The organism is Halomonas sp. E19, from assembly GCF_052439355.1.
In the GTDB taxonomy this organism is placed as follows: Bacteria; Pseudomonadota; Gammaproteobacteria; order Pseudomonadales; family Halomonadaceae; genus Halomonas.
In genome coordinates this window covers 3,255,252-3,269,428 of record NZ_JBNFWU010000001.1, presented here as the reverse complement: position 1 = coordinate 3,269,428, position 14,177 = coordinate 3,255,252, and the positions used below count along the sequence as shown (strand labels likewise).

The 14,177-nt window shown below is 67.1% G+C and carries 13 protein-coding genes and 4 pseudogenes; 7 read left to right on the top strand and 10 right to left on the bottom strand.

The window, feature by feature from the left end; translation table 11 throughout:
- Positions 1-16: 16 nt before the first annotated feature.
- Both ACUDAL_RS17075 and ACUDAL_RS17070 read right to left on the bottom strand, forming a co-directional pair.
- On the bottom strand, positions 17-343 hold the full coding sequence (locus tag ACUDAL_RS17075) for a hypothetical protein (protein ID WP_444678970.1): 327 nt from the start codon (positions 341-343) through the stop codon (positions 17-19).
- Positions 265-528 carry a hypothetical protein gene (locus ACUDAL_RS17070; RefSeq protein ID WP_444678969.1) on the bottom strand — a complete coding sequence of 88 codons (264 nt, stop codon included), beginning with the start codon at positions 526-528 and terminating at the stop codon, positions 265-267. The genes ACUDAL_RS17075 and ACUDAL_RS17070 overlap by 79 nt, the downstream gene beginning before the upstream one ends.
- A 130-nt stretch (positions 529-658) precedes the next feature.
- Between ACUDAL_RS17070 and ACUDAL_RS17065 the strand changes: the two are divergent.
- Positions 659-1,575 (top strand): annotated as a pseudogene (locus tag ACUDAL_RS17065) (AEC family transporter).
- A 488-nt stretch (positions 1,576-2,063) separates the two neighbouring features.
- On the opposite strand, the pseudogene trmB reads toward ACUDAL_RS17065, so the two are convergent.
- The 3 genes and pseudogenes from trmB to thiS form a co-directional block, all read right to left on the bottom strand.
- Positions 2,064-2,812, bottom strand: a pseudogene (gene trmB, locus ACUDAL_RS17060) (tRNA (guanosine(46)-N7)-methyltransferase TrmB).
- A gap of 23 nt (positions 2,813-2,835) precedes the next feature.
- On the bottom strand, positions 2,836-3,630 hold the full coding sequence (locus ACUDAL_RS17055) for a thiazole synthase (protein WP_444678968.1): 795 nt from the start codon (positions 3,628-3,630) through the stop codon (positions 2,836-2,838).
- Between the two features lie 55 nt (positions 3,631-3,685).
- A pseudogene (thiS, locus tag ACUDAL_RS17050) lies at positions 3,686-3,885 on the bottom strand (sulfur carrier protein ThiS).
- A 102-nt stretch (positions 3,886-3,987) separates the two neighbouring features.
- Between thiS and ACUDAL_RS17045 the strand changes: the two are divergent.
- On the top strand, positions 3,988-4,368 hold the full coding sequence (locus ACUDAL_RS17045) for a DUF423 domain-containing protein (RefSeq protein WP_444678967.1): 381 nt from the start codon (positions 3,988-3,990) through the stop codon (positions 4,366-4,368).
- A gap of 14 nt (positions 4,369-4,382) precedes the next feature.
- Here the strand turns inward: ACUDAL_RS17045 and ACUDAL_RS17040 are convergent, their stop codons facing one another.
- Both ACUDAL_RS17040 and ACUDAL_RS17035 read right to left on the bottom strand, forming a co-directional pair.
- Entirely contained in the window at positions 4,383-4,796 is a 414-nt protein-coding gene (locus tag ACUDAL_RS17040; RefSeq protein ID WP_444678966.1) for a PaaI family thioesterase, read from the bottom strand.
- 141 nt (positions 4,797-4,937) lie between these two features.
- Positions 4,938-7,124 (bottom strand): malate synthase G, encoded by a 2,187-nt coding sequence (locus ACUDAL_RS17035; protein WP_444678965.1) that lies wholly within the window; start codon positions 7,122-7,124, stop codon positions 4,938-4,940.
- A gap of 285 nt (positions 7,125-7,409) precedes the next feature.
- Between ACUDAL_RS17035 and ACUDAL_RS17030 the strand changes: the two genes are divergently transcribed.
- Both ACUDAL_RS17030 and ACUDAL_RS17025 read left to right on the top strand, forming a co-directional pair.
- Positions 7,410-8,387, top strand: a complete 978-nt coding sequence (locus tag ACUDAL_RS17030; protein ID WP_444678964.1) for an alpha/beta hydrolase — start codon at positions 7,410-7,412, stop codon at positions 8,385-8,387.
- Positions 8,384-8,860 carry a hypothetical protein gene (locus ACUDAL_RS17025; RefSeq protein ID WP_444678963.1) on the top strand — a complete coding sequence of 159 codons (477 nt, stop codon included), beginning with the start codon at positions 8,384-8,386 and terminating at the stop codon, positions 8,858-8,860. The genes ACUDAL_RS17030 and ACUDAL_RS17025 overlap by 4 nt, the downstream gene beginning before the upstream one ends.
- Before the next feature lie 7 nt (positions 8,861-8,867).
- Here ACUDAL_RS17025 and ACUDAL_RS17020 read toward each other — a convergent pair whose 3' ends face one another.
- Positions 8,868-10,376, bottom strand: coding sequence for a YifB family Mg chelatase-like AAA ATPase (locus tag ACUDAL_RS17020; protein WP_444679423.1), 1,509 nt, complete (start codon positions 10,374-10,376; stop codon positions 8,868-8,870).
- Positions 10,377-10,597: 221 nt separating this feature from the next.
- Positions 10,598-10,832, bottom strand: a pseudogene (locus tag ACUDAL_RS17015) (accessory factor UbiK family protein); the annotation flags it as partial.
- A gap of 276 nt (positions 10,833-11,108) precedes the next feature.
- On the opposite strand from ACUDAL_RS17015, the gene ACUDAL_RS17010 reads away from it, so the two are divergent.
- The 3 genes from ACUDAL_RS17010 (at position 11,109) to glnK (ending at position 13,287) form a co-directional block, all read left to right on the top strand.
- Positions 11,109-11,447 carry a P-II family nitrogen regulator gene (locus ACUDAL_RS17010; protein ID WP_444678962.1) on the top strand — a complete coding sequence of 113 codons (339 nt, stop codon included), beginning with the start codon at positions 11,109-11,111 and terminating at the stop codon, positions 11,445-11,447.
- Positions 11,448-11,488: 41 nt separating this feature from the next.
- Complete coding sequence (locus ACUDAL_RS17005; protein ID WP_444678961.1) at positions 11,489-12,814, top strand: ammonium transporter; 1,326 nt, start codon at positions 11,489-11,491, stop codon at positions 12,812-12,814.
- Positions 12,815-12,948: 134 nt separating this feature from the next.
- Positions 12,949-13,287 carry a P-II family nitrogen regulator gene (glnK, locus tag ACUDAL_RS17000; protein ID WP_444678960.1) on the top strand — a complete coding sequence of 113 codons (339 nt, stop codon included), beginning with the start codon at positions 12,949-12,951 and terminating at the stop codon, positions 13,285-13,287.
- A 91-nt stretch (positions 13,288-13,378) separates the two neighbouring features.
- Here the strand turns inward: glnK and ACUDAL_RS16995 are convergent, their stop codons facing one another.
- Positions 13,379-14,155, bottom strand: a complete 777-nt coding sequence (locus ACUDAL_RS16995) for a ferredoxin--NADP reductase (protein ID WP_444678959.1) — start codon at positions 14,153-14,155, stop codon at positions 13,379-13,381.
- Positions 14,156-14,177: the final 22 nt, after the last annotated feature.

Genomic DNA, 14,177 nt, shown 5'->3' with positions numbered 1-14,177 from the left:
CCGATTGCCTGTCGCTTCATGGCATGCTCCGTTCCACGAGAAAATCGAACCGGCTCCCCAGCCGCCCCCGCTCGGTATCCACCACCACCTGCGCCTGCCAGGGCATGGTGGTGTTCGTGCAGATGGGCACCTGAGCGAGCCCCTGGAAGAGATCGTCGCTCTGTGCGTCGAGGCGGAAGCGATGCAGCCCCATGTTCATGTCGCGCCCGACGAAGTCGACATGCGCAGCCTCGGCGTCAGCACCTTCCAATCGAACGCTCAACGTTAGCGGTTCCAGGGCGGCAATGCCAGCCGCCGCCTCGATGCTGAAGTGTAGCCGCACTCCATCGCCCAGTTCGGCCATGCAGGGCCCTGGCGCAGGTCGCAAGGCGCCTCGGCAGGCGCCCAGGTGACCGCCTGCTCGTCGCGCAGCAGGTGCGAGGCCAGGTACCAGAAAGCGACCCCCAGGGCCAGCAGGGTCGCCAGCTTCATCAAGGCCATCCCCGGGAAGCGGGACACATGGGGGTCGAAACGGGAAGTCGGGCTCATCGCCGCAGCGCTACTCCAGTACGGTGAATTAACGGGTAAGCTTACCGCATTTGCCTGGCGTCAACCGAGGAAGGAATGTCGCAGGCATCGCCAGGCAACTTGCCGCCAGTCACCGACTTGAGGAGGAATGATGGAAGGGGTATCCGCTGCGCTGGGGCCACTGTTCTTGCTGATTCTGCTCGGGGTGGCCCTGGGCCGCCTGCGCGAGCCGGACGCCACCTTCTGGGCCCAGCTCGAGCGCCTGATCTATTTCGTGCTGTTTCCCGCCATGCTGGTCGCCACGCTGGCCACCGCCGACATGGCCGGGGTGCCGGTGGTGCGCCTGGCCGTAGCCCTACTCGGGAGTCTGGTGATCTTCGCCGCCCTACTGTGGTCGGTGCAGCGGCGGCTGGGCCTCGAGGGTGCCGCGTTCACCTCAGTATTTCAGGGCGCACTGCGCTTCAACACCTACGTCGGCGTGGCAGGCGCCGCCGCCCTGCACGGCACCGCCGGCGCCACCGTGGCCGCCGTGGCGGTGGCGCTGATGGTGCCGGTGGTGAACGTGCTGTGCGTGGCCAGCTTCATCGGCGCCGGCACGCTCGGCCCTTCAAGCCTGGGCAGGAGCCTGGCGGCACTGGTGCGCAACCCCTTGATCCTTGCCTGCCTGATCGGCATCGGCCTGAACCTGGCCGACATCGGCCTACCCGGCTGGAGCGGCTCCGCCGTGGAGCTGCTGGGGCGCGCCGCGCTGCCGCTGGGGCTGGTAGCAGTGGGGGTGGCGCTGCGCCCCAGGCGCTGCTGCGGCTCGATCGTGCGGTGTGGACGGCCAACCTGCTCAAGCTGGGGCTGATGCCCGCGCTGGTGGTGGCGATCGCCCTGCTGCTGGGGCTCGACCCGGTGAGCCGGGACGTGGCGCTGCTGTTCGCCGCCCTGCCCACTGCCACCTCCGCCTATATCCTGGCGCGCCAGCTGGGCGGCGATGCCGAGCTGATGGCTGCACTGATCACCGGCCAGACCCTGCTCGCCATGGCCACCCTGCCGCTGTGGCTGCATTTCGCTGGAAACTGAAATAAAAAACGTTCGCATTCGTGTTGACGATCTAATGAGAATGACTTACATTGAAAGAGTGGCGTTGATGAGCCGCCACCCCATAGGGGAACGTGCCAGCGTCCCTATATGGTTTCTCCCCCTCATTGCTAGTCACGGTCTTGCCTGCGCCCTCCACGAGGGCGTTTTTTTGTTTCTTCACTTCGCCCCTCATTGCTGCTCTTTCCCGGGCAGGGTCTTGCCTGCGCCCTCCACGAGGGCGTTTTTTGTTTCTTCACTTCGCCCCCTCATTGCTGCTCTTTCCCGGGCAGGGTCTTGCCTGCGCTCTCCACGAGGGCGTTTTTTTTGTTTCTTCACTTCGCCCCTCATTGCTGCTCTTTCCCGGGCAGGGTCTTGCCTGCGCCCTCCACGAGGGCGTTTTTTTGTTTCTTCACTTCGCCCCCTCATTGCTGCCCCGCTTGCCCCCTAATGACGACACGGCCCGCCGAAGCGGGCCGTGGCAAGCGAGTCTAGCCGCACGACTCGGTGCGCCGGTAGATCAGGTCCCACACGCCGTGACCAAGACGCTCGCCGCGCGCCTCGAACTTGGTCAGCGGTCGGAAGTCCGGGCGCGGCACATAGGGGCTCGTCTCGGCCGTGGCGGTATTGGCGTAGCCTGGCGCGGCCTCCATCACCTCGGCCATCCACTCCGCGTAGGCCTGCCAGTCGGTAGCCATGTGCAGCGTGCCGCCGGGCTTGAGCCGCGTACGAATCAGCGCGACGAAGGCAGGCTGGACGATGCGCCGCTTGTGGTGCTTCTTCTTCGGCCAGGGTCGGGGAAGAACAGCTGCAGGGTATCGATGCTGGCCTCCGGCAGGCACTGCTCGAGCACCGCCAGGGCGTCCTCGCGATAGACCCGCAGGTTGGTCAAGCCGCGCTTGTCGGCCTCGTCGAGCAGCTTGCCGACGCCCGGGGCGTGCACCTCGATGCCGATGAAGTCGGTGTCGGGGTGGGTCTCAGCCTGCTCGATCAGCGAGCCCCCCATGCCGAAGCCCACCTCCACCACCCGCGGCGCCCGGCGCCCGAACAGCGCGTCGAGATCCTGGCGGCCTTCGGCCAGGGTCAGACCCAGCCGCGGCCAGACCTCGTCCAGGCCGCGGGTCTGGGCCTGGGTCATGCGCCCGGCGCGCAGCACGTAGCTCTTGATGCCGCGGCGATGCAGCGGGGCATCCGGCCCTTCCGGGCCGGTGGTGGGGGTATCGCGTTGCGGGTCACTCATGGATTGGTTGCGACTCCGGTGGTTCAGCCGTTGATGCGGCCGGCAAAGGGAGAGGAAGGATCGGCGCTCTGACGGCGCGGCATGCGCCCGGCGAGGAACGCCTCGCGCCCGGCCTCGACGGCCTTCTTCATGGCGCTGGCCATCAGCAGCGGCTGGCGCGCATGGGCGATGGCGGAGTTCATCAGCACGCCGTCGCAGCCCAGCTCCATGGCCATGGCGGCGTCGGAGGCGGTGCCGATGCCGGCATCCACCAGCACCGGCACGCCCGCCTGCTCGATGATCAGGCGAATGTTGTGCGGGTTCTGGATGCCGTGGCCGGAGCCGATCAGCGAGCCCAGCGGCATGATCGCGCAGCAGCCCAGACGTTCCAGCTCCTGGGCCACGATGGGATCGTCGCTGGTGTAGACCATCACGTCGAAACCGTCGCGGATCAGCTCCTCGGCCGCCTTGAGCGTCTCGACCACGTTGGGGTAGAGGGTCGAGTCGTCGCCGAGCACCTCGAGCTTGACCAGCTTGTGGCCGTCGAGCAGCTCGCGGGCCAGCTTGCAGGTGCGCACGGCGTCCTTGGCGGTGTAGCAGCCGGCGGTGTTGGGCAGCAGGGTGAAGCGCTCCGGCGGCACCACGTCGAGCAGGTTGGGGCCGGCCTCCTGGCCCAGGTTGGTACGGCGCACGGCGAAAGTGACGACCTCGGCGCCCGAAGCGGCAATGGCCTCGGCCGTCTCGTCGAAGTCCTTGTACTTACCGGTACCCACCAGCAGGCGAGAGGTGAAGGTATGGCCGGCAATCCGCAGCGGCTGGTCCTGGAAGTAATCTGTCATCGCTAGGGCCTTTGTTCTGGGTCGGGAAAGGGTCGGGCTGCGTTGGCACGCGCGGTCAGCCGCCCCCGATGGCGTGCACAATCTCGATGCGGTCACCGTCGGCCAAGCAGGTGGTGGCGTGCTCGCTTCTGGGCACGATCTCCTCGTTGCGCTCGACCGCGATACGCCGCCCGGCCAGACCAAGGGTGTCGATCAACTGCGCCACGGTGAGGCCAGGGCAAGGTCGCGGGCCTCGCCGTTGAGCTGGATCTGCATGGCGTCTTCTCCAGGTTGACGAGTGTCGTGGGCCGATATTGTAGCCCCTTCGCGCCCCCGCGGTACGTTAGGCGGCCAACCCAATCCACAGGAGAAGACCGAATGCACGAGCGCGGATGGTGGAGCCTGGCGGCGCTGTCGGGCGCGCTGGCGGTGGTGGCCGGCGCCTTCGCCGCGCATGCCCTGCAGGGCGCGCTGCCGGCACGGCTGCTGGCCGCCTTCGAGACCGGCGTGCGCTATCAGATGTGGCACACCCTGGCGATGCTCGGCGTGCTGGCCTGGCGCAGCGTGCGGCCCCGGCGAGGCCAGGTCCTGGTGCTGGGGCTGTGGACGGCCGGGATCGTGCTGTTCTCCGGCTCGCTCTACGCCATGGCGCTGAGCGGCGCACGCGGCCTGGGCATGATCACCCCGCTCGGCGGGGTGCTGTTGATCGGCGGCTGGCTGGCGCTTGCCCTCTGCGCCCTGCGCGACCGGGCTGAGTGACGCACCAGACGGGGCTAGTCGGCGTCGGGAATGGCGTAGGTGGCGGTGACATGGGCCACCGGGCGCTCGTCACCGGAGGAGAACAGCTGCACCTCGCCCACCGCCAGGCGGCGGCCCAGCTTGATGATGCGTGCATTGGCAATCAGGTCGCGATCGCCGCGGGCGCGGCGCAAAAAGTGGCAGTTGAGGTCGGTGGTCACGGCCATCGGCTCGGGACCGATCTGCGCCAGGATGGCCACGTAGAGGCAGACATCGGCCAGGCCCATCATGGTGGGGCCGGAGACGCTGGAGCCGGGCCGCAGGTGCTCGTCCTCGATGGCCAGGCTCATGGTTGCCCGCATGTGATCGACCGCCTCGATGGTGCCTGCACGCTGGGGAAAGACTTCGTCGAGAAATTCCTCGATGGCGGCAGCGGTCATCACGGTCATCGGCGGGCTCCTTGTGGATGCGGTTGGAGGGTGACTGTCAGGGTGGCATCAACATAACCCAAAGCGCCCCGGGCGGATACCCGGGGCGCTACGACGCCTAGGAGTGACGTGAGGGCCTGTCTCGACGCCTTTTACGACGTCTTACTTGGCCTTGTGCACGGCACGCCAGTGGTGCAACAGCGGCTCGGTGTAGCCGGAGGGCTGCACGCGGCCCTTGAAGATCAGGTCGCTGGCGGCTTTGAACGCGGTGGAGGCGGCGAAGTCGGCGCTCATGGCGGTATAGGTCGGGTCGCCGGCGTTCTGCTCGTCGACCACCTTGGCCATGCGTTCCAGGGTCTTCTGCACGCGCTCGGCGTCGACCACGCCGTGATGCAGCCAGTTAGCGATGTGCTGGCTGGAGATGCGCAGCGTGGCGCGGTCTTCCATCAGGCCCACGTCGTGAATGTCCGGTACCTTGGAGCAGCCCACGCCGTGCTCGACCCAGCGCACCACGTAGCCGAGGATGCCCTGGCAGTTGTTGTCCAGCTCCTGCTGGATCGCTTCGTCGCTCCACTCCACCTTCTCGGCCACCGGCACGGTGAGCAGGCCGTCGAGGAGTTCTTCCAACAGGCCGGGCTCACTCTGGGCTTCCAGCTCGCGCTGGAGGGCGGCGACGTCGACCTGGTGGTAGTGCAGTGCATGCAGCGTGGCGGCAGTGGGCGACGGCACCCAGGCGGTATTGGCGCCGGCCTTGGGGTGGCCGATCTTCTGCTCGAGCATGGCCGCCATCAGGTCCGGCATGGCCCACATGCCCTTGCCGATCTGGGCGCGGCCGCGCAGGCCGCAGGCCAGGCCGACCAGCACGTTGTTGCGCTCGTAGGCGCCGATCCAGGCGGCATTCTTCATGTCGCCCTTGCGGATCATCGGGCCCGCCTCCATGGCGGTATGCATCTCGTCGCCGGTGCGGTCGAGGAAGCCGGTGTTGATGAACACCACGCGCGAGGAGGCCTCGGCGATACACGCCTTGAGGTTGACCGAAGTGCGCCGCTCCTCGTCCATGATGCCCATCTTGAGCGTGTCACGGGCCAGGCCCAGCAGGTCCTCGACGCGACCGAACAGCTCGTTGGCGAAGGCGACTTCCTTCGGCCCGTGCATTTTCGGCTTGACGATGTAGACCGAGCCGCTGCGCGAGTTGCGCGGGTCGTTCTCGCTCTTCTTCAGGTCGTGCAGCGCCAGCAGGCTGGTGACGATGCCGTCGAGGATGCCCTCGGGCAGCTCGTTGCCGTCGGCGTCGAGCACCGCCGGGGTGGTCATCAGGTGGCCGACGTTGCGCACGAACATCAGCGAGCGGCCCGGCAGGGTCAGGCTGCCGCCATCCAGCGTGGTGTAGCTGCGGTCGCCATGCAGACGACGGGTAAAGGTCTTGCCGCCTTTCGCGACTTCCTCGGCCAGGTCGCCTTTCATCAGGCCCAGCCAGTTGCGATAGACGCCGACCTTGTCCTCGGCGTCGACCGCCGCCACGGAGTCCTCGCAGTCCATGATCGCGGTCAGCGCGGCCTCGACCAGCAGGTCCTTGACGCCGGCCGGATCGGTCTTGCCGATCGGGTGGCTGGGATCAAGCTGGATCTCCAGGTGCAGGCCATTGTTGCAGAGCAGGAGGGACTCGGGGCTGGCCACGTCACCGATGAAGCCGACCAGCTGGCCCGGCGCCTTGAGCTCGCTCTCGCTGCCGTCGGCCAGGGTAACCGCGAGGCGACCATCGCGCAGCGCGTACTTGACGGCATCGCGGTGAGAGCCGCTGGCCAGCGGTGCCGCCTGGTCGAGCACGTCACGGGCGTAGGCGATGACTTTCTCGCCGCGCTTGGGGTTGTAGCCGGCGCCCTTTTCGGCGCCGTCCGCCTCGGAGATGGCGTCGGTGCCGTAGAGCGCATCGTAGAGGCTGCCCCAGCGTGCGTTGGCGGCGTTCAGCGCATAGCGGGCGTTGCTGACCGGCACCACCAGCTGCGGGCCGGCCTGAATGGCCACTTCGCGGTCGACGTTGGCGGTGGAAACGGTGACCTGCGCCGGTGCCTCGACCAGATAGCCGATTTCCTTCAGGAAGCCGCGGTAGGCGCTCATATCGCGCACCGGACCGGGGTTCTCGCGGTGCCAGCCGTCCAGCTGTTCCTGCAGGCGGTCGCGCTCGGCGAGCAATTCCCGATTCTTTGGTGTCAGATCATGGAAGATGGCGTCGACGCCAGCCCAGAAGCTCTCGGCATCGAGGCCGGTGCCCGGCAGGGCCTGGTCGTTGAGGAAGCGGTCCAGCTCGGCGGCCACCTGAAGGCGATGGCGGGTCACGCGTTGGGACATGGAAACTCTCCTGATGCGGGAAGACGGATAGCGGCTATCCATCCACCGCCATTCTTCGGGTCGTGGGGATGAAACCACTGCGATATGGAGCAATTTTGTGGAAAACTGTTCCATATGTAAACCCAGCACACGTCTCCCCATACTAGACAAAGGGTTTAGATATTGCCTGTCCCTCAGCCAGGCACCCAGGATCGCTTCGACAAGGAACAGGACACGCATGGCTGCCCGCTATACTGCCTTCATGCTCCGGGTCGCCGGGCGTCGACCACGCCGCTGGAGGATGTCATGACCGACTTCACCGCCCTGCAGGCGCTAGGGCCGATCGCCCCCTTCGGCACGGCCGAGCCCCTGCTCTCCGACTACCTGCAGCACTACGGGCTGGCACCGCTGCTCTCCGAGCATGTCGGGCTCTACGTGGGCTACCTCGACACCCCGCGCTATCAGCTCTGGACCCAGATCTGGAGCCCGGCCCAGGCCATCGGCACCGCCTTCGTGGTGCACGGCTACTATGATCACCTGGGGCTCTACGGCCACCTGCTGCAGCTGCTGCTGGAGCGCGGTTGGCGGGTGGTGCTATGGGACTTGCCCGGCCACGGCCTGTCCAGCGGCCGGCGGGCCTGCATCGACGACTTCGCCGAGTACGGCGAGTGCCTGCATGCGCTGCAGCGCCACCTGCTGGCCCACGACCTGGCGCCGCAGCCCTGGCTCGGCATCGGCCAGAGCACCGGGGCGGCCATCCTGGCCACCGATGCGCTGAGCCGCCCGGATGCCAATCACTGGGCCGGTCTGGCGCTGCTGGCCCCGCTGGTCAGGCCGACCAACTGGCCGCAGTCGAGCCTGCTGCATTTGCTGGTGGAGCCATTCGTCAGCAGCCTGCCCAGGCGTTTTCGACCCAACTCCAACGACGCCGACTTCGCCGCCTTCCTGCGCGAGCACGACCCGCTGCAGCCCGAGCACTTGTCGCTGGGCTGGGTCAGCGCCATGCGCCGCTGGATGCCTCAACTGCTGGCCCTGCCGCCCTGCGACGTGCCCACGCTGATCCTGCAGGGCGAGCAGGACCTGACCGTGGACTGGGAGTGGAACCTCGGCGTACTGGAACGCAAGTTTCCCAAGGCGCATATCCATCGCCACCCGGAGGCCCGCCATCACCTGGTCAACGAGGCCGCGCCGATTCGCGCGGCCCTGTTCACGGCCCTGGACGACTTCATTGCCGAGCTGGAGCTCGGCATGGCTCCCACTACGCCGAGCGAACCCTGCCAATGAGGAAGCCTGCCACCCTGCTGCTGGCGCTGGTGCTGGCCGGCTGCGCCGCCCAGCCGCCCGAACCCGACCCGATTCGCCGCGCCCTGCACAACCTCAGCCAGCGTGCCGCCGAGCATGTAGTGAACGTGGAAGCCCTGCAACCGCCCGACGGCCAGGTGCTGCTGCTGGCCTACCCGCAAGTCGACCAGACGCTCGAGATCGACAGCGGTCGGTTCCTGGAATCCTTGACGCGCAGCCTGCTGAGCGTATCGCCCGGCCCCCAGGTGCTCGACTGGCGCCCCGCCATGGCCGGGCAGAGCGGCGGTCACCAGTGGCGGCTGGAAAGCCGGCTGGACGCCACCGCCCCGCGCCTGGTGCTCTCCGATCGCGACCTGCTGCCCTACCGCCTGACGCTCGCCCTCCATCGGCCCGATGCCGACGAGGCCGTGTGGCAGACCGAGATCGAGGGCGCCTTCGACGCCACCGCACCGTAGCGGCGGCTCAGCCCTGGCGCAGCTGGCGATCCAACTGCCGGTAGCCGATCGCCTCCATTAGCTCGCCGCGCTCCGGATGGGGCTTGGCCGCCAGGTCGGCCACGGTCAGCGCCACCCGCAGCACGCGATGATAGGCGCGCGCCGAGAGGCGCAGGCGTTCTAGCACGCCGGCCAGCCAGGCGCGATCGGCCGACGACAGGGCACAGGCCGTCTCCAGCTCTCGCCCGCCCAGGTGAGCGTTGAGCGCCCCGCGCGCATACCGGCGCTCGCGCGCCGCCAGCACCCGGGTACGCACCTCGGCCGAACTCTCACCGGCCTGCTGCGAGGTGAGCTGCTCCGGCGGCAGCGCCGGTACCTCCACCTGCAGGTCGATGCGGTCGAGCAGCGGCCCGGAAAGGCGCGACTGGTAGCGCTGGATCTGGGCCGCGGTGCACTGGCAGGCCTGGCGCGGATCGCCCAGGTGCCCGCAGGGGCAGGGATTCATGGCCGCGACCAGCTGGAAGCGAGCCGGGAATCGCCGCTCGTGATTGGCCCGCGAGATGAAAATCTGACCTGACTCCATGGGCTCCCTCATGACCTCCAGCACATGACGGCTGAACTCGGGCAACTCGTCGAGGAACAGCACGCCATGGTGGGCCAGGGAGATCTCGCCGGGGCGCGGCCAGGAGCCGCCGCCTACCAGCGCCACGGCGCTGGCGGTATGGTGCGGCGTGCGGAAGGGGCGCTGGCCCCACTGCTCGGCCAGCGGCAGCCCGCACACCGAGCGCACGGCGGCTACCTCCAGCGCCTCGTCGTCGGTCAAGCGAGGCAGGATGCCAGGCAGACGGCTCGCCAGCATGGTCTTGCCGGTGCCGGGCGGCCCGGCGAATAGCAGGTTGTGCGAGCCGGCGGCGGCAATTTCCAGCGCGCGGCGCGCCTGGTGCTGGCCGCGCACCTCGGCCAGATCACCCAGGCAGGCAGCAGGCGCCGGCGGCGCCGCAAGGCGATGCGCGGCAATCGGCGTCTGTCCCAGCAGGTGAGCGACCACCTCCAGCAAATGGCTGGCCGGCAGCACCTGGAGGTCGCCGGCCAGGGCCGCCTCGTCGGCGTTCTCACGCGGCACGATCAGCTTGCGCCCGGCCTTGCGCGCCGCCAGCGCCAGCGGCAGCACGCCCGTGACCGGTCGCAGGCGCCCATCCAGCGCCAGTTCGCCGACGCTTTCGATCCCTTCCAGCGCCTCGGCCGGCACCTGCCCCGAAGCGGTCAGGATGCCCAGGGCAATCGGCAGGTCGAAGCGCCCGCCGACCTTGGGCAGGTCGGCGGGCGCCAGATTGAGCACGATACGGCGGGTGTTGGGGAAGTCGAAGCCGGCATTGGAGAGGGCGCTGCGCACCCGTTCGCGGCTCTCCTTGACGGCGGCTTCGGGCAAGCCGACCAGGGTCATGCCCGGCAGGCCGTTGGCCAGATGGACCTCGACCTGGACTTCAGGGGCATCGAGCCCCAGGGCGGCCCGAGTGGTGACGATGGCCAGCATCATGCGCTCCTCGCAGCGGCATGCATTAGGCCTCGATGATATCACCTCCCGGGGCGGTGCTCTCCACGCTGGCTCAGCGGTTCTGGTCGCCCGTGGCGCCGCCCGGCGCGGGGTCCACCACGCCTGTCGGCTCGCCGCCGCTGAGCGGCGGCGGAGCGGCATCGTGGCCTGCCGCAGGGGAGTGGCCTGGCTCGTGGCAGGCGCGGCATCGTGGCGTGTCGCCAGCGCCGCTTCCAGCGCGGCCACCTGCTGTTCCAGCGCCTCGACCCGAATGCGCGTGCGCTGCAGCACTTCCATCAGAATGTCGAAATCCTCCCGCGACACCAGCTCGAGGCGATCGAAGGCGCCGCGTACGATCTGCTGGACTCCCTTCTGGATCTCCTCCGGTGCCTGCGAGGCTCCCTGAAGCCGCTCGCCGAGCTGCTGTGCCAACCGGCTGATAGGGTCTTGACCCGCCATAGTGCACCTCTCCTTCTCAAGAACGTGTGCCTACAGGATACGCAAGCCCCACCCCAGGCGCATGCACTTCAACTGCCCCGCGCTGGGGCGCCTGCACCCCGAGACAGCACCATGCTGGTGCACGGCTCGTCGAGGCCAGCACCAAGTTGGCCCACCCATGCCAGGCAATACCCTGTCTTGAATAAAGTTTTTTTGATCATGGCATGGCATTCGCACAGCCAGGGTACACCGTACCCAGGCGGCATCCGCGCCGCACGTTCCGCAGGGAGAAACGCGATGAAGCTCATCACTGCCATTATCAAGCCCTTCAAGCTCGACGACGTTCGTGAGGCGTTGGCCGACACCGGCGTACAGGGCATTACCGTCACCGAGGTGAAAGGCTTCGGACGCCAGAAAGGCCACACCGAGCTCTACCGTGGCGCCGAGTATGTGGTCGATTTCCTGCCCAAGGTGAAGGTCGAGGTAGCCGTGGATGACTCGCGTCTGGAGAGCGTGCTGGACGCGATCTGCAGCGCGGCCAACAGCGGCAAGATCGGCGACGGCAAGGTCTTCGTGACCCCGCTGGAAGACGTGATCCGCATTCGTACCGGCGAACGCGGCGCCGAGGCCGTGTAACAGTCCCCAGAAAAGCGCAATGACAAGAGTGGAGACCTGCCATGAATGACCTTGCCGAGTTGAGCTATGCGCTCGATACCTTCTATTTCCTGATGTGCGGCGTGCTGGTGATGTGGATGGCGGCCGGTTTCTCGATGCTCGAGGCCGGCCTGGTGCGTGCCAAGAACACCGCCGAGATCCTGACCAAGAACATCGCCCTGTTCGCCATCGCCTGCACCATGTACCTGCTGGTGGGCTATTACCTCATGTACTCCAGCAGCGAAGGCGGCCTGCTGCCGAGCCTCGGCTTCCTGATCGGAGGAGAGAACAGCGTGGCGGCGGTCACCGCCGGCGGTGAGGATGCGCCCTACTACTCCATGCGCGCCGACTACTTCTTCCAGGTGGTGTTCGTGGCCACCGCCATGTCGATCGTGTCCGGCGCCGTGGCCGAGCGCATGAAGCTGTGGGCCTTCCTCGCCTTCGCCGTCGTGATGACCGGTTTCATCTACCCGGTGTCAGGCTACTGGACCTGGGGTGAAGGCTGGCTGGATGCCATGGGCTTCTCCGACTTTGCCGGCTCCGGCATCGTGCACATGGCCGGCGCTTCAGCTGCCCTCGCCGGGGTGCTGGTGCTGGGTGCGCGCAAGGGCAAGTACGGCAAAGACGGCAGCATCCACGCCATTCCGGGCGCCAACCTGCCGCTGGCCACCCTGGGCACCTTCATCCTGTGGATGGGCTGGTTCGGCTTCAACGGTGGCTCGGAGCTGAAGGTATCCGACGTGGATTCCGCCAACAACGTGGCCCAGGTGCTGGTCAACACCAACGCCGCGGCGGCAGGCGGCGTGATCGCCGCGCTGATCCTGGCCAAGCTGTGGTTCCGCAAGGCCGACCTGACCATGTCCCTGAACGGCGCCCTGGCCGGCCTGGTCGCTATCACCGCCGAACCGCTGGCACCCACGGCGCTGGGCGCCACCCTGATCGGCGCCGTGGGCGGGGCCATCGTGGTGGTCTCCATCGTAGCGCTGGACAAGCTGAGAATCGACGACCCGGTCGGGGCCATCTCGGTGCACGGTGTCGTGGGACTGTGGGGGCTGCTGGCGGTGCCGCTGACCAACGCAGACGCCACCTTCGGTGCTCAGCTCATCGGCGCAGCGGCCATCTTCGCCTGGGTGTTCCTGGCCAGTCTCGCGGTATGGCTGATCCTCAAGGCGACCATGGGCGTACGGGTCAGCGCAGAGGAAGAGTACGAAGGGGTCGACCTCACCGAGTGCGGCATGGAAGCCTATCCCGAGTTCAGCATTTCCAAGGTCTATGGCGGCATCGGCGGTCGTCCGCAGCCCGGCGGCTACGCCACCGCGGCACCGATCGGCCAGCCACGCCCCGAGTAACCGAAGGCAACCTATCAGGCTCCCTGCGGGGAGCCTTTTCTTCCTGCCATGGGCGGTGTATGCTTGAGACCAACCGATACCGAATGACCGGGGTGGCTGCCCCGCACCCGGCTCGACCATAAGGAAGACAAGCCATGAAACTGGTGACCGCCATCATCAAGCCGTTCAAGCTCGACGACGTTCGGGAATCGCTCTCGGAAATCGGCGTACAGGGCATCACCGTGACCGAGGTGAAGGGATTCGGCCGCCAGAAGGGCCATACCGAGCTCTACCGCGGCGCCGAATACGTGGTCGACTTCCTGCCCAAGGTGAAGGTGGAGATCGCCATCGACGACGACATGGCCGAACAGGTGATCGACGCCATTACCCAGGTCGCGAACACCGGAAAGATCGGCGACGGCAAGATCTTCATCACCCCGCTGGAGCAGGTCATCCGCATCCGCACCGGTGAAACCGGCAAGGATGCGGTGTAACCGCTAGTCAGGCAGGAGGAAAAAACCACGACCGAGAGGCCGTGGTTTTTTTAAGTTCGGCAAGCACCGAAACGTGAGCGAGCGTCCCTTATTACTTCTCGACGAAGGCCCGCTCGATGACGTAATCGCCGGGCTCGCCCATGCGCGGCGAGATGTTGAAGCCCAGGTCGTCCAGCAGGGCGCTGGTCTCGTCGAGCATCGCCGGGCTGCCGCAGATCATGGCGCGGTCCTGCTTGGGGTCCATCGGTGCGATGCCGGTGTCCTCGAACAGCTTGCCGCTGCGAATGTGATCGGTGAGACGGCCCATGGTGTGGAACGCCTCGCGGGTCACGGTGGGGTAGTAGACCAGCTTCTCGCGGATCTCGTCGCCCAGGTATTCGTGAGCCGGCAGCTCCTGCTGGATGAAGTCGGCATAGGCCAGCTCGCTGACGCTGCGCACGCCGTGCACCAGGATCACCTTCTCGTAGCGCTCGTACACCTCCGGGTCCTGGATCAGGCTCATGAACGGTGCCAGGCCGGTGCCGGTGGAGAGGAAGTAGAGGTTGCGCCCCGGCAGCAGGTCGTCGGTGACCAGGGTGCCGGTGGGCTTGCGGCTGACCATGATCTGATCGCCCACCTTGAGGTGCTGCAGGCGCGAGGTCAGCGGGCCGTCGGGCACCTTGATGCTGAAGAACTCGAGGTGATCCTCGTAGTTGGGACTGGCAATGGAGTAGGCCCGCATCAGCGGCTTGCCGTTCACTTCGAGGCCGATCATCACGAACTGGCCGTTCTTGAAGCGCAGGCTGCGCTCGCGGGTAGTGCGGAAGCTGAACAGGGTGTCGTTCCAGTGATGAACGCTAAGCACCTCTTCCAACGCAAACTTGCTCATGCCGGCTCCTGTCTATTCCAAA